At 36.2% G+C, this 21085-nt stretch carries 19 protein-coding genes and 1 riboswitch; of the genes, 5 read left to right on the forward strand and 14 right to left on the reverse strand.

The features are described 5' to 3' along the window. Positions 1 to 283 precede the first annotated feature (283 nt). From NSA47_RS07525 to NSA47_RS07545, 5 genes are all read right to left on the reverse strand, one after another. The gene (locus NSA47_RS07525; protein WP_257530565.1) at positions 284 to 781 is read right to left on the reverse strand and encodes an AbrB family transcriptional regulator; all 498 of its coding nucleotides are present in this window, start codon (positions 779 to 781) and stop codon (positions 284 to 286) included. Between the two features lie 126 nt (positions 782 to 907). Then, the gene (locus NSA47_RS07530; protein ID WP_257530567.1) at positions 908 to 2563 is read right to left on the reverse strand and encodes a glutamine--tRNA ligase/YqeY domain fusion protein; all 1656 of its coding nucleotides are present in this window, start codon (positions 2561 to 2563) and stop codon (positions 908 to 910) included. Positions 2564 to 2787: 224 nt separating this feature from the next. After that, positions 2788 to 3684 carry a GGDEF domain-containing protein gene (locus NSA47_RS07535; RefSeq protein WP_257530569.1) on the reverse strand — a complete coding sequence of 299 codons (897 nt, stop codon included), beginning with the start codon at positions 3682 to 3684 and terminating at the stop codon, positions 2788 to 2790. Between the two features lie 16 nt (positions 3685 to 3700). Further along, positions 3701 to 5032, reverse strand: coding sequence for a sensor histidine kinase (locus tag NSA47_RS07540; RefSeq protein ID WP_257530571.1), 1332 nt, complete (start codon positions 5030 to 5032; stop codon positions 3701 to 3703). Continuing rightward, the gene (locus tag NSA47_RS07545) at positions 5025 to 5705 is read right to left on the reverse strand and encodes a response regulator transcription factor (protein WP_257530717.1); all 681 of its coding nucleotides are present in this window, start codon (positions 5703 to 5705) and stop codon (positions 5025 to 5027) included. Before NSA47_RS07545 ends, NSA47_RS07540 begins: the two co-directional genes overlap by 8 nt. A gap of 330 nt (positions 5706 to 6035) precedes the next feature. Here NSA47_RS07545 and NSA47_RS07550 point away from each other — a divergent pair, with 330 nt between their 5' ends. Next, a complete protein-coding gene (locus NSA47_RS07550; RefSeq protein WP_257530573.1) occupies positions 6036 to 6248 on the forward strand; it encodes a YrzR-like zinc ribbon domain in 213 nt (70 codons plus the stop codon). An 87-nt stretch (positions 6249 to 6335) separates the two neighbouring features. Here NSA47_RS07550 and NSA47_RS07555 read toward each other — a convergent pair whose 3' ends face one another. Continuing rightward, positions 6336 to 7784, reverse strand: a complete 1449-nt coding sequence (locus tag NSA47_RS07555; protein ID WP_257530575.1) for an NCS2 family permease — start codon at positions 7782 to 7784, stop codon at positions 6336 to 6338. A gap of 134 nt (positions 7785 to 7918) precedes the next feature. Further along, positions 7919 to 8020: riboswitch (purine riboswitch) on the reverse strand. A 129-nt stretch (positions 8021 to 8149) separates the two neighbouring features. Then, positions 8150 to 8671 carry a hypothetical protein gene (locus NSA47_RS07560; protein WP_257530577.1) on the reverse strand — a complete coding sequence of 174 codons (522 nt, stop codon included), beginning with the start codon at positions 8669 to 8671 and terminating at the stop codon, positions 8150 to 8152. Between the two features lie 160 nt (positions 8672 to 8831). Here NSA47_RS07560 and NSA47_RS07565 point away from each other — a divergent pair, with 160 nt between their 5' ends. Both NSA47_RS07565 and NSA47_RS07570 read left to right on the forward strand, forming a co-directional pair. Next, positions 8832 to 10244, forward strand: a complete 1413-nt coding sequence (locus tag NSA47_RS07565) for a LysM peptidoglycan-binding domain-containing protein (protein WP_257530579.1) — start codon at positions 8832 to 8834, stop codon at positions 10242 to 10244. A gap of 104 nt (positions 10245 to 10348) precedes the next feature. Continuing rightward, positions 10349 to 11050, forward strand: a complete 702-nt coding sequence (locus tag NSA47_RS07570; RefSeq protein WP_257530581.1) for a LysM peptidoglycan-binding domain-containing protein — start codon at positions 10349 to 10351, stop codon at positions 11048 to 11050. Positions 11051 to 11083: 33 nt separating this feature from the next. Here NSA47_RS07570 and lspA read toward each other — a convergent pair whose 3' ends face one another. Further along, positions 11084 to 11533 carry a signal peptidase II gene (gene lspA / locus NSA47_RS07575; RefSeq protein WP_257530582.1) on the reverse strand — a complete coding sequence of 150 codons (450 nt, stop codon included), beginning with the start codon at positions 11531 to 11533 and terminating at the stop codon, positions 11084 to 11086. Between the two features lie 220 nt (positions 11534 to 11753). Here lspA and NSA47_RS07580 point away from each other — a divergent pair, with 220 nt between their 5' ends. Then, the gene (locus NSA47_RS07580) at positions 11754 to 13436 is read left to right on the forward strand and encodes a flavin monoamine oxidase family protein (protein ID WP_257530584.1); all 1683 of its coding nucleotides are present in this window, start codon (positions 11754 to 11756) and stop codon (positions 13434 to 13436) included. 18 nt (positions 13437 to 13454) lie between these two features. On the opposite strand, the gene NSA47_RS07585 is transcribed toward NSA47_RS07580, so the two are convergent. The 6 genes from NSA47_RS07585 to vanR form a co-directional block, all read right to left on the reverse strand. Then, the gene (locus NSA47_RS07585) at positions 13455 to 13907 is read right to left on the reverse strand and encodes a VanZ family protein (protein ID WP_257530719.1); all 453 of its coding nucleotides are present in this window, start codon (positions 13905 to 13907) and stop codon (positions 13455 to 13457) included. Between the two features lie 227 nt (positions 13908 to 14134). Beyond that, complete coding sequence (locus NSA47_RS07590; RefSeq protein WP_257530586.1) at positions 14135 to 15433, reverse strand: FtsW/RodA/SpoVE family cell cycle protein; 1299 nt, start codon at positions 15431 to 15433, stop codon at positions 14135 to 14137. Beyond that, positions 15430 to 15765: a PadR family transcriptional regulator gene (locus tag NSA47_RS07595; RefSeq protein ID WP_257530588.1), complete on the reverse strand. Its 336-nt coding sequence runs from the start codon at positions 15763 to 15765 to the stop codon at positions 15430 to 15432. The genes NSA47_RS07590 and NSA47_RS07595 overlap by 4 nt, the downstream gene beginning before the upstream one ends. 824 nt (positions 15766 to 16589) lie before the next feature. Continuing rightward, complete coding sequence (locus tag NSA47_RS07600; RefSeq protein ID WP_257530590.1) at positions 16590 to 17486, reverse strand: D-alanyl-D-alanine carboxypeptidase family protein; 897 nt, start codon at positions 17484 to 17486, stop codon at positions 16590 to 16592. Positions 17487 to 17630: 144 nt separating this feature from the next. Further along, on the reverse strand, positions 17631 to 18710 hold the full coding sequence (locus NSA47_RS07605) for a sensor histidine kinase (protein WP_257530592.1): 1080 nt from the start codon (positions 18708 to 18710) through the stop codon (positions 17631 to 17633). Beyond that, complete coding sequence (vanR, locus tag NSA47_RS07610) at positions 18703 to 19383, reverse strand: VanR-ABDEGLN family response regulator transcription factor (RefSeq protein ID WP_257530593.1); 681 nt, start codon at positions 19381 to 19383, stop codon at positions 18703 to 18705. Before vanR ends, NSA47_RS07605 begins: the two co-directional genes overlap by 8 nt. A 168-nt stretch (positions 19384 to 19551) precedes the next feature. On the opposite strand from vanR, the gene NSA47_RS07615 reads away from it, so the two are divergent. Next, positions 19552 to 21060 (forward strand): WD40/YVTN/BNR-like repeat-containing protein, encoded by a 1509-nt coding sequence (locus NSA47_RS07615; protein ID WP_257530595.1) that lies wholly within the window; start codon positions 19552 to 19554, stop codon positions 21058 to 21060. Positions 21061 to 21085: the final 25 nt, after the last annotated feature.

The raw sequence follows: 21085 nt of genomic DNA on the forward strand, positions 1-21085 counted from the left end.
TTTTCCATGTTTATATTCTTTGCTTTTAAATTGGAGCTATACATCTCTTTGAAATAAATTTCTTGATTTTCACTAGATTATACTAGCATTTATTTCTTTTCTAAAAATCTCCATAAAAGCATAGAAATCATGATTGATTGTATACAGTATCCCGAGTACGGTATCCCGTATCCTCTCCAAGACTTCTACTACTATTTTAAATTTAAAGGATTACATTGCCAAGTTTTTTTGGTGTATTTGCTTGTACTTTTGATGTACTTTTTATGGGCTTTACTTTTTCTTCCTAATTGGGGATATGCTCAATGATATATCTGATCACAAGGGGCAATAGGGTAATGACAGTAATTAATCGCATCAAATGCATTAAAGCTACCTTTTTTACGTCGGCGCCATAGGCCTCTGCAATAATAGTAGTATCCGCAAGCCCACCGGGAGCTGTACTAAACAAAGCTGTTACTAAATCTAAATCAGTGAAACGGTAAACAATATATCCTGTAATTACGCATAGGGTTGTAAGCCCTATCACTAAGATAATGGTAGGAAAAATCAATTCTCTTAACTCATAAAAGGATTCTTTTGTAAATCGAAGCCCAATAAGCCCTCCAATGACCATTTGGGCTACCAGTTTAAAATTCCCAGGGATATACCCCTTATCGGTAAAGATATTTAATAGGGCTACAGCAAACATAGATCCAATCATGGCTCCAGCGGGAATCTTAAGTTTTATTCCCAACAGGCCTCCTGCCCCTGCTGCCAAAAGGGTAAGCATAAGTTTTTCCATTGTATTTATTCCTTTCTATAATAGATTTCCTCCATGAGGATAGAAAATAAAAAAACAAAAAGCCATTAAAGTCGGGAATTTTTTCCTAACTCTAATGCCTTTTGTAAATTTTTTTGTCCATCCCTTTTATCGGTTTAATTTAAAAGAGCTTTTTAGGGATACAATCCGATTAAAGACCAACTTATCCTTTGTGGTATATTTAGGATCAACATTAAAGTAACCATGACGGAAAAACTGGAATTTATCATGGAGTTTTGCGTCGGCCATAGTGGGCTCTACAAGACCTTGTAATACCTCTAAAGAATTGGGATTGATATTCTCTAGGAAATGTCTTTCTTCTTTTTGATCTTCATCAAGGATTAAAGGCTCATATAATCTCATTTCAGCTGGCATTGCTTGGCTAGCTTCCACCCAGTGAATTGTTCCTTTTACTTTTCTTCCTGTAAAACCCGTACCACTTTTGGTTTCTGGATCATAGGTACAGCGGATTTCTACCACATTGCCCTCATCATCTTTGATGACCTCATTACATTGAATAAAGTAGGCATGTTTAAGACGCACTTCATTTCCAGGAAACAGTCTGAAATATTTCTTGGGCGGATTTTCCATGAAGTCCTCCTGCTCAATATAGATTTCCCTAGAAAAAGGTATTCTTCTTTCTCCCATTTCTGGATTTTCAGGATTATTTTCCGCTGGTAAATATTCTATTTGACCTTCAGGATAGTTTGTAATAACTACCTTTAAGGGTTTTAGTATAGCCATGGTTCTTAATGCTTTTTGTTTTAAATCATCTCTAATGAAATGTTCTAACATTTGCATATCTACCATACTATAATTTCTGGCTACACCAATTTCTCGGCAGAAGTTTCTAATGGCTTCAGGAGTATACCCTTTTCTTCTAAGTCCTGAAATGGTAGGCATACGAGGATCATCCCATGAATCCACTATTCCCTCATCTACCAATTGTTTAAGTTTTCTTTTGCTCATTACCGTATTGGTCAAATTCAATCTAGCAAACTCATATTGGCGGGGTACATTCTCTGTCTCACATTCTTCTATTACCCAATTATATAAAGGCCTATGGTCTTCAAACTCTAGGGTACAAACAGAGTGGGTTACCCCTTCTATGGCATCCCCTAAAGGATGAGCGAAATCATACATAGGATAAATACACCATTTGTCTCCTGTATTGTGATGGGAAGCATGGGCAATACGATATAATACCGGATCTCTCATGTTCATGTTGGGGGAAGTCATATCTATTTTTGCTCTTAGTACTTTAGAGCCATCTTGGTATTCTCCCTTGGCCATAGCTTCAAATAATTCTAAATTTTCTTTTACAGAACGGTTTCTATAAGGACTTTCCTTACCAGGTTGAGTCAAACTTCCTCTGTATTCCCTAATCTCTTCTGAGGATAAATCATCTACATAGGCTTTTCCTTTTTGAATTAATAAGATTGCTTTTTCATACATGTATTCAAAATAATCCGAAGCAAAGTGTAGATTATCCCACTTAAATCCTAGCCACTGTACATCTTCTTTAATGGATTCCACATATTCCACATCTTCCTTCAAAGGGTTAGTATCATCAAAGCGAAGATTTGTTTTCCCTTTAAATTCACGGGCCAATTCAAAATTCAGTGTAATAGATTTTGCATGACCGATGTGTAAATATCCATTGGGCTCTGGTGGGAAACGAGTGATAATTTCCTTGTGTTTTCCTGATTCTAAATCTTCAATAACTATATTTCTAATAAAATTTGATGAAGTATTATTATCCATAGAGCACACCTTTCTTTTTTGCTATTTCCTTTTATTCATATTCTCTAAATATATCATAAAACCCGCTATTTTTCTATGGAATATTCCATGGTTATCTATCTTCCAGCTAGTTTTTCCCTATACTCTACTGATTATCCCTTTTCACTATTTGCCTCATATTTCATTCATTGTTCTCCTCAAATAGGAAAATGATCATGCCTGATGATAGGATAGATATCCATCCCCTATTCCTTGGCCACTACCCTATTTCCCCCTTCTTTTTTTCCCTGAAGGAGTAGAGAATAGGCCTCCTCTATAAATTCATCCGCATTAATATCTGGCTTTAGAGCCGTATAAACCCCTATACTGATGGTGATCTCTTTCGTAGTCTCTTTATAAGTAAAAGGGTGATTTTCTATCATTTTTCTGATTTCCTGAGCCTTTTCCTTAGTCCCTTGGGGATCTATGTCCTCTATGCAAAGGATAAACGCATCGTCAGTATATCTTGCCATCCATCCCTTTTCTTTCACTTTTCCCTGTACTTTTTGGGCTAGGGTTTTCAGTACATGATTTCCATATTCAGGACCATGGACTTTATTGATATTTCGAAAATGATCAATATCTAAGATCATGAGAGAAATATATTGATCTTGTATATGGCTATTTATGATTTCATAGGGTAGTCGTTCCTTAATATATCTGAGATTATATACATCTGTTAGGGCATCTTTAATAATGAAAGCATTTCTCTCTTCCAATAATTTATAGATATCGTTTCTAGATTCATCTACAATATCAAATAGTAGACGCTCCTCACTGATGTCCTTTAATAGCTCTAGTACGACTTCCTGCTCCATTAATGCTAAGGGGATAGCCTGCACCATATATATCTTTTCCCCATTATATTCAATCTTCATAAAGGGTTTTTTCTCTTGAAGGGCTCTTCTGGAAATACAGTTTTCACAAACCACACCCCTCTGCCAAAAATCATAACAAATTGTATTGGAAGCTAGAATATGTCCTCCAGAATAATCCAACACTTGATTTTTTATTGGATCTACTATACGGGCAATATCATATAATTTTCTTGAAAATTCTATATGTTTTACAAATTCATCTATAGATAATTGATTTTTTACCATGTTTATCCCCCTCTTTTTATTCAGCAGGCAAATATACCGATACTTTTGTTCCTTGTTGGTATTTGCTCTCTATTTCAATTTTTCCACGATGGATATCCACAATCCATTTGGCTATAGAAAGGCCTAGGCCTGTTCCACCTTGTTCTCTTGTTCTGACCTTATCGGTTCTATAAAATCGATCAAAGACCCTTTTTATCTCTTCAGCTTTCATTCCTATTCCCTGATCTATGACCTCTACCATCACACCGTTTTTAAAAGATTTTCCCTTTATCCTGATCATGCTATTTGGGCTGCTGTATTTTATGGCGTTGTCAATTAAAATGACCATAAGTTGTCTTAGTTTATTGGAGTCCGCCAAAATTTTTAGGTTTTCCTCAATATCTCCAAAAATTCTTATTTGGCTTTTTGCTGCCAAGGGCATTAGTTTTTCATTAACGTCTTGCAATAAGAAGGTAAAATCTACTTCCTGTTGTTCGAGTAAGGTCTCTCCAGAATCTACCCTCGCAAGGAACAATAAATCCTCAATTAGCTTATTCATTCTAAGGGTTTCATCATAGGCATTATTGATCCAATAGTCCTGACTAGAAACCAGTTCATTTGGACTTCCCTTTACCACCTCTAGATTGGTTTGTACCACTGCCAAAGGGGTACGCAATTCATGGGAAGCATCTGCCACAAATTCCTCTTGTCTTTTCCATGATTTTTGAATAGGGACTAAGGATCGTCCAGCTAGAATATATCCTCCAATAAAGGAAAGGGTTATCCCCACGATTACCGTTGAAAGTAAGGTAAAGGTCAGCCTATTGAGTACATCCTTTTCATTTTTTAGGGTTTTTATCGTCTGTATGGTGCGAAGATTATTTCTTTGCAAATCTGTAGAAAAGACTACGGTGCATATTCTATAATTGATTCCCTCTTGACTTATGGTTTGGAAATAAAATTCTCTATTTAAATCTCTTATTATTTTATCATTTTCCTCCAGCTGGTTCATTACGCCTTTTCGTATTCCTTTTAACAATTCATCATCTAACTCTATATAGCTCGAGTTGATATTCATACTTTGCTCTGTATCCCATACAATATAAGAAATATTGTTTCTGATCATATTATGAATGATACGGGCATATTCATTTTTCTTTTCTAAATCTATTTCTTTATCCTTTGTATTATCCTGTAGGAAATTTACATAACTTTCCACTTGATGAGAAGAAGTAATCAATGTCTCGTCAATATCACTATAGAGATTGTAATACATTAATACATAGACAAATATAGAAATGATGGATAAAATGACCGTCAGCACTAAAGTATTAAAAAAGGTAAGTCTCAGTCGTAATTTATTAAGCATCCTTTTTCTCCTTAATTACATAGCCCATACCCCGAACGGTTTCAATCATGACCTCTGCCTTATGTCCTAGTTTTTTTCTAAGATAATGGATATATATTTCCACACTATTTTCCATGGCAGTAGCATCTACTCCCCATACTCTATCGAGTATCTGTTCTTTAGATAAGACCATCCCAGGGTTTCTTAAAAATAATTCCAATAGTTGAGTTTCCTTAGTGGTCAGTCTCTTTATCTTGCCTTTTACCTCTAACTCTCCCTTATCAATGTGTAATTTTATATTAGAAAATTCTAAAATATGATCATCTATTAGATCCTTAGGTCTCCTCACCAATGCTCTAAGGCGTGCCAATAATTCCTCAGTAGCAAAGGGTTTAATCAAATAATCATCTGCCCCACTATCTAACCCCACTACCCTGTCCTGTACTGTATCTCTGGCGGTAAGAAACAAAACGGGGGTCTTATGATTGTTTGTTCTCAAATCCTTTAATATTTCTAATCCACTTTTGTTAGGAAGCATGATATCTAAAATAATTACGTCATAAATATCTTTTTCTGCTAATATTTGTCCTTCTTCCCCATCGTTGCAAATATCCACTTGGATATTATTTTTCTCTAAAATTTTAGAAAGAGCTGCCGCTAGAGCTTTTTCATCTTCCACTAAAAGTACTCTCATGCTCATCACCTCACTCCTATTATAAAATATGTTCCTTTATTTTGCATTAAAATCCTTCTTCTTTCTTTTTATCAATATATTCCCTATGTAATTGTATAAAAATTCACTGCAGTAACCAACAAACTAAAAATATTTTATAACTTTTTATATTTTTAAAGGTAATTTAAAGGTTGATCCCCTATAATAAAGACAAGAAATTAGTTTATCTAATTTTTATATAGGAACCATACCCCCTTCAACTTTCCCCTTTATAAATATAGATGAAGTTTCTAATGGTTTTTACCATTAGAAACTATGGTTCCTTTTACTTTCTTTAAGGAGGAAATTCCCATGAGATGCCCAGTTTGCGGACAAAATTACATTGGTAAGATTGGAAGAAAAAAATTCTTTTGCAGTAGCTGCTATTCAGAAGTAGTCATTTCAAAGGAAACCTGTAATGTATTTCAAATTGACGAAAACGGAAGTTTAGTAAAAATTTGCGAGAAGCTTTTAAAGGATATTTTGATTCCATCCAAAAACATAAAAGAACAGTACAATAATTAAAATAGCTGCTCAGCTATTTTTTTATTGTATAAAGTAAAGCCCAGCATCTAAATTTAGATGCTGGGCTTTATTTTCTTACAAATGACATTATTGAGGTAATATGGTAAATCTTATGATAAATAATACTGCGAGAATGTAAATAGCCGGATGCACTTCTTTTCCTTTTCCAGTAACTAGCTTGGTAATTGGATACATAATCATTCCTGCTGCAATACCATTGGCTATACTATAGGAAAAGGGCATGATTGCCATAGTGAAAAATGCTGGCATAGCTTCTGTAAAGTCTTCAAAGTTAATATTTTTTACAGAAGTCATCATGAGTACTCCCACAATCATTAATGCTGGGGCTGTAGCTTCAGCAGGTACAATACCTACCAAGGGCCAGAAAAATAAGGCCAATAGGAATAAAATACCAACCACAACAGCCGTTAAGCCTGTTCTTCCCCCTTCACTTACACCAGTTGCACTTTCTACATAGGTGGTAGTGGTAGAGGTTCCAATCAAAGCGCCTATACTGGTAGCTATGGCATCAGCATAAAGGGCTTTACCCATATTCTTCACATTTCCCTTTTCATCTACTAATCCAGCTTTTGTAGCTGTACCTACCAAAGTTCCAATGGTATCAAACATATCTACTAAACTAAAAGAAATAACAACGGTTACTACACTCATGATTGCTCCAATAATGGTCAACTCTCCACTTACATTTAATAATCCTGCAAAATCCATTTTTGCAAAAGTAGGAGCAATACTGGGAGGCATAGCCATAACACTAAAACCCTCACCTAATTGCACAACTCCTAGGGGAATTCCCACAATGGTAGTAATGGCAATACCGATTAGAATTGCTCCCTTTACTTGTTTCGCCATTAAAATTCCGGTAATAGCTAATCCAATTAGAGTAAGAGCAGTTGCCGATTGGGTAAAATCTCCAAAGCCAATTAGGGTAGCAGGGTTGTCCACAATAATATGTCCATTTTGCATCCCTACAAAAGCGATAAATAATCCTATTCCCCCAGTTATGGCTTGTTTTAATGATGCAGGTAAAGCATCTACAATACCCTTTCTAATTCCACTGGCTGATAAAATAATAAATAAGATACCAGAGATAAAAACAGCTGCCAGGGCTTGTTGCCACGTGTATCCCATTCCTAAAACAACACTATAGGTAAAGAAAGCATTTAATCCCATACCTGGAGCTAGTCCAAAGGGAAGGTTTGCATATAGACCCATGATGATAGAGCCTATAGCCCCTGCCACACAGGTGGCTACAAATACAGCACCTACTATTGGATCTCCAAGGCCAACAGCCTCTGCCTCTGCCCCCAAAAGTCCCTGGACATTCATTCCCGCCTGTTTTAGAATACTTGGATTAACAAATATAATATAGGCCATAGTAATAAAAATAGTAATACCTGCCAATATTTCAGTTTTAATGCTTGTACCGTTCTCCCTCAATTGAAATAGTCTTTCTAGGAGTCCAGTGTTTTGAAGATTTTGAGGTCCTTTATCATTTTGAAGTTTTCTTGCAAGCATAATCATACCCTCCTTTTTTGTAGTAAAAACAAAACAGATGACTCGGTCTATAAGTGAAACCAAGCCATCTGTATATTCATCCAGAGGTTATGGGCGTCGCATAGCAACGCGGTCCTTTATAAAGAATACACTCTATAAAGGTTCCTTTCACCCATAGTTGAACAATTTACGGTTGCTCGGTAGAGACACTCAGGCCATATTCCTGAATTTATATAGGTGAGTCATTCAATTTTCTAGATTCATCATAACAAATCATAGGATAGTTGTCAACAGAAAAACACGAACTTTCATTGAATAAATCTATTTATCTTACGTAATTATCCGAATATTTTATCTATTGCTTATGTTATAATCTCTATTTTATCTTATAGCTCTGATCTTTCGGTGACTTCTTGCTTTTCTTCCTCTAAATTTTCTGTAGATTCCATAAAGAAATCTAGTTGTTGAAACTCTTCTTCTTCTGCTACTGCTTCTTCTACTTTCTTTAACTCTTCTCTGGGTTCCATAAAGAAATCTAGTTGTTGAACTTCTTCCAGATTTTCTTCCTGAAAAAGCTCCTTTTCTTCTTCAATTTGTTCTCCTTCTCTCTCTGATATTTCTGAAACTTCTTCTAACTCTTCTATTCCTTCTTCGGTTTCTTCTACAACTTCTTCCCCATCTATTTGTTCTTCATCTTCCTCATTTTCTTTATTTTCCTCATTCAAAACTTCTTTCCTCATCCACCATATCAGCCCTCCAATCAGTACAGGGTATCCGATGGATACCAAAATAATATAGGGGATCTTTTGGCCTAGGGTTTTTAAAACAATCATTTGGGATAGACCAAAAAATCCCAGTAGGAAGGATCCTATATAAAAGAAAATATATGGAAACGCCTTTTTCATCATATCAACTGCCCCTTTCTTTGTGCCTAAAGCTTTACCCAGATTGATCCTTTAATAATCTATTATTCATTTCCTATCTATAAAATTCTTAATCTTTAAAATTCATAACCTTTTTGTGCTTTGCTGAATATACTGTAAGAGAAATGAGGAGGTGAAGTAAATCATGTATTATTATAATCCCAGTTGTCCTATAGGTACTCTACCCTACGTGGTCCAACCAGGAGATACTCTATACAATATATCTTTAAGATATAATACAACTGTAGAAGCCATTTTAAAGGTGAATTCTATGATCAATCCCTACTGTCTTAGGGTGGGGCAAATTCTTTGTATACCCATAGCACCCCCCACTCCTATGCCCTGTCCTGCTGGTACCTTTGCTTATACTATACAAATGGGGGATACCTTTTATTCTATTGCTGCTAGATTCCACGTTACCGTAGAGGAATTGATTGCAACAAATCCTGGAGTGAACCCAGACAATCTCATGCCAGGACAAAGAATTTGTATTCCTGAAATGGCACCACCAGTTACTTGTCCTGAGGGAACCTTTGCTCATACCATAAAGGCAGGAGATACCCTCTACAGTCTTGCACAGCTATACCATACTACAGTAGAAAATATTTTGGCCGTGAATCCCGGAATAGATCCCAACAACTTGAAAATTGGTCAAAAAGTATGCATTCCTCTTACTATACCTGCTGCCTGTCCCGAGGGAACTATTACTCATACCATTCAATCAGGAGATACTTTCTACAACCTAGCTAAGCAATACAATACAACTGTAGAAGCTATTCAGGCAGCCAACCCAGGAGTAAATCCTAATAATCTACAAATAGGAGAAAAGATTTGTATTCCAAAGGGAACCACCCCACCTAGAGTTTGTCCTACTGGTACCTTTGCTTACACCATTCGATCAGGGGATACTTTCTATAACCTCGCTAAGCAATACAATACAACGGTGGAGGCTATTCAAGCAGCAAACCCAGGGGTAGATCCTAATAATCTACAAATAGGTCAGGTCATTTGTATACCGGAAAGAACTACTCCACCTAGAGTTTGTCCTAAGGGAACTTTTGCCCATACGATAAAATCAGGGGATACTTTTTACAACTTAGCAAGACAGTACAATACTACAGTAGAAGCTATTCAAGCAGCCAATCCAGGAGTAAATCCTAATAATCTACAAATAGGTCAGGTCATTTGTATACCAGAAAGAACTACTCCACCCAGGGTTTGTCCTAGCGGCACCTTTGCCTACACCATTCGGTCAGGGGACACTTTCTACAATCTAGCTAAACGATACAATACAACGGTAGAAGCTATTCAGGCAGCCAATCCAGGAGTAAATCCTAACAATCTACAAATAGGTCAGGTCATTTGTATACCAGAAAAAACTACTCCACCCAGGGTTTGTCCTAAGGGAACTTTTGCCCATACAATAAAATCAGGGGATACTTTTTACAACTTGGCAAGACAGTACAATACTACAGTAGAAGCTATTCAAAGAGCCAACCCTAATGCCAACCCTAATAATTTAATCATAGGGGACACCCTATGTATCCCTCGAGCATAAATTTAACAGAAAACTCCTCGATCTTTAGAGATCGAGGAGTTTTCACTGAGTTTTGTGTCACATTCTCTTTGTAATGAATATATTAAAATAAGGAGGTGTAGTTTATGAAAGTAAATGTAACAAATTGTCCTCAAGGCTCAATTTCCTATACCATACGTGCTGGCGATACTCTATACAGTCTAGCTATAAGATATGGTACTACAGTAAATGCCATTATGAGTGCAAATCCTGGAATAAATCCCAATGCCTTACAAATCGGTCAGGTAATTTGCATACCAACTCAAGCTCCGCCGGCGAATTGTCCCCCTGGATCCACTTCTTATACCATTAGAGCAGGTGACACTTTTTATAATATTGCTATGAGATACAATACCACGGTGCAAGCTTTGATTAATGCTAACCCTGGAGTAAACCCTAATGCTTTAAGAATTGGTCAAATCATTTGTATCCCAGGCACAACGCCACCCCCAGGAACTTGTCCTGCTGGTACCTTTGCCTATACCGTTAGATCAGGAGACACCTTGTATTCCTTAGCCAATCGATATAACACCACAGTTCAAGGAATCATAGCAGCCAACCCCAATACAGATCTTAGTTATTTAAGAATAGGGCAAATTCTTTGTATACCTGGATCATCTCAAGGAACATGTCCTCCAAATACTATTCCTTACACCATTAGGTCAGGAGATACTTTCTATTCCTTAGCCCAAAGATATGGCACTACCGTAGCAGCAATCCAAGCAGCTAATCCAGGAGTAAATCCCAATAGACTTCAAATTGGTCAAACAATCTGTATTCCTAGATAACAAAAAAAGGCTCATCATGAGCCTTTTTTGTTATTAAAAAATTCCATAGACTATCTCTAAATAACTAAGCATCAGTGCCCCTACAAAAATAGAGACATCGGCTAGATTGAATATAGGAGCTCTTTTAAATTTTATATAGATAAAATCTATGACATACCCCTGTTTTATACGATCTATAAAGTTTCCTATGGCTCCTCCTAATAAAAAAGAAAAAGCTAGGTTATAGGACAGCATTCTTTGATTTTTTATGCCTTGATATAACAGAAAAGCACAGCCAACAATGGCAAAAAAGGTTATGATATAAAGAAGCCTTTTTTTATTTTCAAGGAGTCCATAAAAACCTCCTGGATTGTGCGCTAAGCGTAATTGAAATCTTTTGGTTATGGAGTAGAAAGATCCTCTTTGCCTTAAAAAATCCTGGGCCTTATATTTACTCCATTGGTCTAGCCCTATGATGGTTATCATTAAAAATAAATAGCTCATATTGACCTCTTTCCATTGCTGAATATTTTGTACTCCATTATACTATATTCCCAATAAAATAGTACTATGTTTTAAAAACTTTGTTGGGCACTTTCCCCTATCCCTTTACATATACTATTATGATAGAAAAGATGATATGGGGAAATTGTGTTAAATTCATTCCCTCGCCTTTACATATACTATTATGATAGAAAAGTTGAAAGAATAAGGAGGTTGAAAATTGAACTTTACACCTAATCAACCTACTAAAGAGGAAAGAAAAAAAATATTATTAGAGTTATTACAGCAGGAAAATCGAGAAGAAGACTTTCCTTATCTATTGGAAGCCTTGAGCCCTCCAGCAGATATTACCAATATCGCTCCCCTAGGTTCTGGAAAAAACATACGTATTGGGATCATTGGAGGAGGCGCTGCAGGATTATCTGCTGCTTTTGAACTGAGAAAACTCGGTTATGATATCACTATTTTCGACGCCTTGGAAGACCGTATAGGAGGCAGGATCTATACCCGCTACTTTGACTCCCAAAAAAGATATTATGGAGAATTAGGTGCCATGAGATTACCCATTTCCCATGAAACCCTATGGCATTATATTGATCTGTTTGATTTAAAAACCCGGCCCTTTATTCAATCTACTCCTGGAGACATTTTTTATATTCGCCATCGTTATGCCTGTAATGATCCAGAGGAGACTAGCGTCATGAGAAATATCTATCCTGCTTTTGACCTCACCCCCCAAGAAAAAATCACCCCTTGGCGGAAATTGTCTAACAGTGCTATTAATCCTCCCCTTCTGGCTTTACCTCCTGCCGTGCGTCAAGAGATTATTGAAATTAGAAAGGAGTATAGTCCAGAGATCGTCGCTTTGGATTCTTTGAAGATCAAGGATTTATATCAAAGAGCAGGTCTTAGCCGAGGCGCTGTAGATATGTTGGGTAATCTCTCCCCCTTAATAGGAGATTTTTATTACAATAGTACCATGGAGCTATACCAAGAAATCTATTCCTTGGATTTTGAATCTCTTTATCGTATTGAGGGCGGGACAACGGAACTTCCCCTGGCCTTTTATCATTCCTTTTGGGATGCTAATGTAGGACGCTATTATCCTAATATTCCGCCCCACTTATTAGGTGAGGTTACCTGGATGGATGGACATTGGGTAGAGCAAATTCAACAGCCCATGAGCGGTGGTCCCGTTACCCTTTGTTATAAAAGCAAGAAAAATCCTAGAACACATCAACAAACCTTTGATTATATTGTTTGTGCTATTCCTTTTTCTACTTTACGCCATGTGGAATTATGTCCTCTATTTTCCAGTGATAAAATGCAGGCTATTCAGGAGCTCACCTATGAAAATTCCTTTAAATCTGCTCATTTTTATGCTCAACGCTTTTGGGAAAATCCTGGCATACTCTGTGGTCCCAAACTAGGAGGAAATTCCGCTACTGATCGTCCTGTTACATCCCTATGGTATCCTTCAGACCATAGCCAATATATAGATGCACCTACCCTACCTCCGCAAGAACCAGGAGTATTATTGGCTACCTATAATTACGCCTTAGATGCCAATCGTCTAGGAAATCTCCCTGCTCGTAGAAGACTTCATGAGATTCAAAGACAGATTGCACAGATCCACTGCCTTCCTAAGGACTATATAGACACCCTTCTCCTTGATCATGCTAGTGTAAATTGGAATGATGAACAGTGGTTTTTAGGAGGCTTTGCCTATTACAGTCCCGGGCAAAAAAACACCTTCTCGTGGTCTGCTAAAAAACCTGAATATCAAAATAGAGTTTTCTTTGCAGGAGAACATGTTTCTGGTAAGCATGCTTGGATACAGGGTGCTCTAAAAACAGGTATGGAAGCGGCAAATAATGTTGCTATGGCTAATAAATATAAGTGATAGGATAAAAAGATATGCTCATTTAAAATGAGCATATCTTTTTAAGAATTTTTCTTTTACTATAGCATACATAAAATACCCCATCATTCCCCCTAAGGTATTTAGTATTAAATCATCTACATTAAAGCTTCTAGACATAATCAATCCCGTATAGGAAAAAATAATCTGGTACACTTCGATGGTTAAGGAAGTAAAAAACAGATGTTTCAGCGCCCTTTTCCAACTTTTCACTTCAAATAATAGATGTAGATACACGCCCAAGGGAAACAACATAATGAAGTTATAAAAGGATAACTTCACAGAGTTCCAGAAAAACCAATCAAGTCCCCTTATATGATAATGCTCTATCCACTCTATAACAAACCTAAAGGGGACCAACTGAAAAAAGCTCTTCCAATACTCCCGATAACCATTTTCTATATATGGAGGAATGTTTAGTCCTCCGGTAGTTACTTGGAAAACATTTAGCATATAGAAAATGAAACTATAAAAAACCAATCTCTTTACAATATTCTTTTTACCCTTCCTTATAAAATCTACAATGATGTAGATGAGAAGTATTATAGTAAATAACACAGGTATATCCAAATTAAAATACAAATTTCTTCCCCCTTTATCCTCAATCTCTTCTTAGTATAACTTTAACTGTCTTTATACTCCGTCAAGGCATAACATATCCTACCCAAACAACCTTTGCCCTAGATTATTACACCTATATTTCTTCTTTTATATACACTAGAAATTAACCCGATGATGGCAAAATACACAATCATAGATAATCCTCCGTAGCTAACAAAAGGCATTCCTATAGCCACTATAGGAACAAAACCAAGGGTCATGAGAATATTCCAGATATACTGAAGAGAAATAATCAAAGCAAAGCCTATGGCTAATAATTTCCCATAACTATCCTGTACTCTAGTTCCTAATTTCGCCAGCCTACAGATAAAAATAATCGCTAACGCCACCATTACAAACCCTGCTAACCATCCAAAGGCATAGACCAAATAGGTAAAGATAAAGTCAGTATGGAGCTGTGGCAATGAAATATTTTCCATGGCAAAACCCCTTCCAAAAAAACCTGCCGATAAGATAGTCTTTGAGGATTGAATGGTCATATAGCCCACTCCATTAGGGTCCCTATAAGGGTTAATAAAACTAAGCAACCGTACCAAACTATAGGAATGCCCTCCAATCTTAAACATCATAATTGCAAAAAAAGCTATCGATGTTCCTAAAACATGATATAATCTAGCACCAGAGAAATACATCATAGGCAAAGCTGCCACTAAAAACAATAAAGCAGACACCAAGGAAAATCCTATAGCAATCAGAAAAAAGGGAACAACAACAACTCCAATGCCTAAAAGAATTTTCTTAGGTTGTTGCCAATCCAAATTTGTAAATATTCCCCCTAAAGAAATAATCAACAAATAGGGGCTCATGGCTATAAAATTAACATCTCGACCAAATACATATAGATTAGGTCGTCCCTGGGACAGTTTCCCTTTGCTCAAAACAAAAATTAGCATAAGAATAGTAAACCCGTAAATATGCTTTGAATACGGTTGGATTTTTTTATAGTCTACAAAATAAAGGGCAACTCCTATACTCATTCCTACTATGATGTAAAATATACTTTTCCCTAGGGATAAATATTGATAATTGCCACCAGCTTGTCCATAACGTTGTAGAGAATAAATAGTCATCAATCCAATACCAGAAAAAAGAGAAACTAAAAGAAGGATACCCCAATCCGGTGCGGGCCTATGGATCTCATGCAGTTGTTTTCCGATGGTTTCGGCCTTTCCCATTTGTCTAATAGCCCTTTGGACTGCCTCTTCTTCCTCTATCCCTCTGTCTTGGTTTTCCTCAATGATGGCATAAAGATGATCTTCTATTTCGAGTTTAATTTGTTTATGGACATCCTTCCACTTTATATAGAAACATACCTTCCCTATGTATTCTTCAATAAGAATTCTATTTTGCTCCTTCATACAAGCCCCTCCCCTAATACCTGATCCACCGTGCGACGAAAGAGTCTCCACTCCTCCTGCTTATCCCTTAGAGAGGTCTTTCCTTTTTTGGTAATGCGATAGTATTTCCTTTTACGTCCACTATCCCCATGATCCCAAAAGGATTCCACCAATCCATCAGATTCTAGGGAATGTAAGATAGGATATAGCGTCCCTTCTTTAAAGGTAAAAACCCCACTAGATTTTTCCTCTATTTTCTTAATCATCTGATAACCATACATAGATTCCTGTTCCAATAAACTCAAAACCAGAATCATCGTACTTCCCTTCATTAATTCTTTATTAATCTTCATTACCCACCTCCTATATGCTCCACTTCAATACCTCGAATATCTATGTATAGTATAATTTATTTTTCATGGTTTATCAAGATCAAAATCAATAATATTAGGCTTAAGGCATTACGTTATATGATCTTGTACTCAATGTTATAGTTAGGGGATCCATAAACCATAATTTATTGCACAATTTAAGAAAAATACGTCGTAGACTGCCCTTCTTTTTATGATAGGAACAGCTGTATTAGTTAAATTCCGACTTGCTACGTTTGAGGTAAGAGTTTGTAAAATTTGCTTTCAGCAGCGTCAAAAACTCGCTTTGCTCAAACACTTGACTTAAAACGCTTGCAGCTGCATTAACAAACTCTAAACCCCTACACTATGTCAAGTCTCCATTTAACTAATCCAGCTGATCTGCAAACAGTGCGTTATAAAAAGGCTTGTCATCGTAAGAGAAGCGAAGAGTCTAGGGTTTTGTTTTTAGGTCTATGATCTTTTACTGAAGCTTAGATAGCAACCAGCTTTGCAACCCACTATTTATGTGTCAGCTGGGCGAGTTAAATGGAGATTTTGCTTTGTGAAGAGACTTAGGGTTTGTTAATGAAGCTAGATAGGCGCTTTAAGTCAAGTGTCTGAGCGTAGCGAGTTGTAGGCGTGTCCTAGGTAGCGAATTTACAAACCCTTGTTCTCGAACATGGGCAAAACGGAATTTAACTCGCCCAGCTGTTACTATTTATAATATGTGACATACTCTGTGACATATTTATCTCCAAAAACGAATAAAGGAAAGTCATTTGACTTCCCTTTATCCTTTCTATATCTTCAAGTGCTATATAACATCACTTAATATTTTTATAAAGTTCTATGGTATCCTCTATTTGGGCTTTATCTGGATTGGAAATATCCCTTAAGGGTGCTCCCATAACGATAACAATATATTCTTGTCCATTCTTTACTCCAAGCGTGGCCCAACATTGTCCTGCTTCCTCGGTAGTACCAGATTTCCCTCCCAGGATTTGAAAATCTTTTTCTTCTCTTCCCTGTAGTTGGGAAAGAACAGTAGAAATCAAGGTAATCCCCTGGGGATGATCAGAAGTGGAAGTGGTGTGAAAGCTTTCCTTTGTAAAGATGGCTCTAAAATCTCCATTGTCTAAGGCATAATCTAAAAGTTTTGCTATATCTTGGGCTGTGGTGTATTGATTTTTGTCATGCAATCCTTCTGGATTGGTAAAGTGGGTACCCTCCAGGCCCAATTCTACAGCTTTATCATTCATTAGAGTGACAAAATTTTCAACACTACCCCCAATATGAATGGCAAGGGAATTGGCCGCTTCTCCCCCTGAGCTTAATATGGTTCCATATAAAAGATCTCTATAGGTCACCGCTTCTCGTCCATAAAATCCTGCCATAGAAGCATTATGGGCTACCATTTTTTTATAGGTCTCCACATCTACAGGGGCTGTCTTCGATAAATCATCTAAATGTTCTAGAGCCACTATCGTTGTCATTATCTTTGTTAAGGAAGCAGGATAGACCTTTTTATCCCCCTTTTTTTCATATTCTACTTTTTTATCTCCTCTGTCCAAGACATAAATATACTTACTGGCATAATTATCTCCTTTGGGAATTCTCACTATTTCCTTTAGATGAAAACCACTAGAAACCAATTCTTTCCCTATAAAAACACATAGGAAGAAAAATATGATCAGAAGTATAGAAGTCCTAAAAAATTTCATCAGTCTTTTCAAAAAAATCACTCCATTTAGTTATTAATCCCCTTTTCCATCAAAACACCCTAATCTTTGATATCATCATATCAAAGATTAGGGTGTTATTTTTGTATTATTTATTAGCAATTCCTTACAACTTTCTTACGAAGTTTAAAGGGGAAGCTTTACATTGATTTTAATGATTTCTTTTTCACTTTCGGCTTGAATACTTCCTCCATGAGCTACTACAATAGACTTAGCAATGGCAAGTCCCAACCCAGCTCCTCCCGTTTCAGAACTTCTAGAAAAATCTAGTCTAAAGAATTCATCAAAAATATAGTCCAATTTTGCACTAGGAATAGTTGCTCCATGATTGATAACATCTATCTTTATAAACTGTCCTTCTCTTCCCATAAAAACCTTTATTTCACTATTAGGATAGGAATAATTAATAGCATTTCTAATAATATTGTCAATTACCCTTTCTATTTTATTAGGATCAATATCTAATCCAATACCTGCTTCAATATCCTTATGAATAGACAGTCCTTTTTCTTGAAGTAAGGGTATAAATTCATATATAATTTGCTCCATCATCAAACTAAAATTTACCTGTGTCTTTTCTAGAACAACATCTTTTAAATTATATCGGGTAATATCAAAGAATTCATTGATAAGATTCTCTAATCTCAAAGCCTTATCATAACTTATCTGGAGATATTTTTTTCGAAACCTCTCACTAATATCCTCTTCTTCCTTTAGGATGGTCAGATATCCTATAATAGAAGTAAGGGGAGTTTTTAAATCATGGGCCAAATAGATAATCAAATCATTTTTTCTTTTTTCCTCATCCCTAGCCAATTTTTCTTTTTCCCTCAGACTAAATTTTATATTGTTCATCTTTGTGGTAACATCCTTTAGATCTCCAGAAAGAGAAATTAACTCATCATCATCTTTATAGACATCCTCCATAGCCGTGATAATTTCATCTGTGTGCCTTAAAGACCTTTTAAATAATAGAAAACCTATAGCAAAACATCCCATGGATAAAAATAATAAGACTAAAAATGCCTTATTATTGTCTGCCCAATGATAAAAAGGATACATCATCTCATAGCCATAGTAGATCCTGTTTCCTAATGATAGACGAAAAAAATAAAAAGCTAGAAAAATAATTAGAGCATAGATAGAGAATAATAGAACAAATTCTTTAATGAATTTTTTCTTAAAATATTTATAATACTTACTCAATGATATAACCTACTCCCCAAATAGTTTTGATAAATTTTGGTTTTCTAGCATCTTCCTTCATTTTTTCCCTTAATCTTGCGATATGAGTCATGACGGTATTATTATTGTCTAGATATTTTTCTCCCCACACTTTGATAAAAAGCTCTTCAGAGGAAATAACTTTCCCTCTATTTTGAGCAAGATAGAGTAAAATATTATACTCTAGGGGAGTGAGTTCAATTTCTTTTTCATAAAGATTTACCCGATGAGAGTCTAGATTGATATGCAAGCCATGAATATCAATAAAATTGCATTTTATTTCCCTATTATATAATTTTGTTCTTCTAATTTGGGTTTTCACTCTCGCTATAATTTCTAAGGGATTAAAGGGCTTTGTAATATAATCATCTGCTCCCATGGTAAGACCCATGATCTTATCAATGTCTTCCACCCTTGCCGTGAGCATAATGACAGGAAAATAATATTTTTCTCGAATATTTTTAAGGATAGTAAATCCATCCATATCAGGAAGCATAACATCTAATATAGCTAGGTCAAAGTCTTCCCGATGAATGATATCTACTGCCTCTAAACCCCTATGGGTCTTTATTATTTGAAACCCCTCATTTTTCAAGTAAAATTCCAATAAATCTGCTATTTCTTTTTCATCTTCTACCACAAGGATTTTCGTCATGTGAATCCCCCTCCTTCTACTTACCTTTTCCTCTATGGTCATTTTACACTAATAAGCATAAATATAAAATGCTTTTGGGATTTAGATTTTTCTTAATGCTATAAATTCTTGAAACCACTAAAAAAATAGCTCATAATAAATATATACAAAGTAAAAGGGGATGAATTTTTGAAGAAAAAGAATATTTTATTTTGGGCCAAGGCTCTTAATCCAGTAATCTTATTGATTTACGGAATAGCTTGCTTTTACCTCGTCTCTCTTGCCCAATATGGAGGAGTAAAGAGAAGAGTTCCTGTAATCCTAGGATGTGTATTATTTCTATTCCTATGGTTTTTCTGGTGCATCTATAACAGAATAAAGCAAAGTAGATTGGAGAAAGCCCAAGGGGATCATACCCTTCCTATAGGGGATGATCCAATCGCAGAGGATAGAATAAAAAGAAATAAAATATGGCTCATAATGGCCTGTGTAATTTTTTTGACCACCAGCCTTTTCACTGGAATAAATCTTTATAAAAGTGGAACGGCCTTCCAAGGAAAACTGTCTTGGTTTATTCATGATCTAAAAAACAAACGAGAGATCAAATTTGTCCATAACAATCTCTATGAAGACCATCTAGAGGGAATTTTCCAAGATATTGAAAAGAAAGTCTCTCTTCCAGAGGAATTATATGTTTCTTCGGACTTTACCCTAAAGTTTAAAAAGGATGGGAAGATTACCTCCTTTGATACCTATTTATATGGCAAGGATAAAAAGGGAAAAACCCAGAGTTTCCTACTCTCCTATAACGAAAAAAAATCCGATAAAATAACCCTGTACCTAAGAGGGTATGTAAAGGACGAATTTGATGAGAAACAAAAACTGCAGCCTTTAAAAGATATGGTAAAGCGTATATCCATAAAAGAAAAAATCTCTCCCTGGAATGAAGAAACTTATGGACTTTTATATAGGGGCCTTCGCAGTTGGGGATATAATCATGAAGGAATTTATTATGTAAATGGAGAGGGAAACATCACTCCTGCAGAGCCACCTCAGGAGGAAATTATAGGATATACTTTATCTATATATGCCCCCGGAAAAGAAGATGTTTTAACCCCTCTTCGCTTTATCGATACCTCTGCTGAGGGTTTGTCCTTTTCTAAGGAAAAGAGTAAAGAAGAAAAACCTTCTTGGGATGTAGGCTATCACTATAATGAAGGAGAGGAAACCTTCTTTTTAGATGAAAATCTAGGCTATCAACTATCTATAGTAGATGCTGCATTGGGAAGTCGATTCTATGCCCTTTTAAAAACCCAAGATGGAGGTACTACTTGGGATACCATAAATCCTGATCCCTACCTAGGAGATACGGGAGTGTCTGCAGGCATCACCTTTATCGATGAAGATCTAGGATTTATCGCCTTATCCCATAGCGGTGGAGATAACGGAGAGCTCTATCGCACCGAAGACGGAGGCACTTCCTATAAGAAAGTTTCTATTCCTTCTATTGAAGTACCTTTGACAGAAGAGAAAAAATACAATCCCTTTGACTATCCTGAAATGCCCTATGAGGAAAATGGAATACTGTATCTTTTGATAGGACAGGGGCAAGACGGGGATTACAATGGAGGGATAAAGGCTTTGTATCAATCTAAGGATGATGGCAAGACATGGGAGTATGTTGAAGAAATATCGTAAAAATACCACCCCGAGATTTGAATCC

Source organism: Irregularibacter muris (genome assembly GCF_024622505.1).
Classification (GTDB): Bacteria; Bacillota; Clostridia; order Eubacteriales; family Garciellaceae; genus Irregularibacter; species Irregularibacter muris.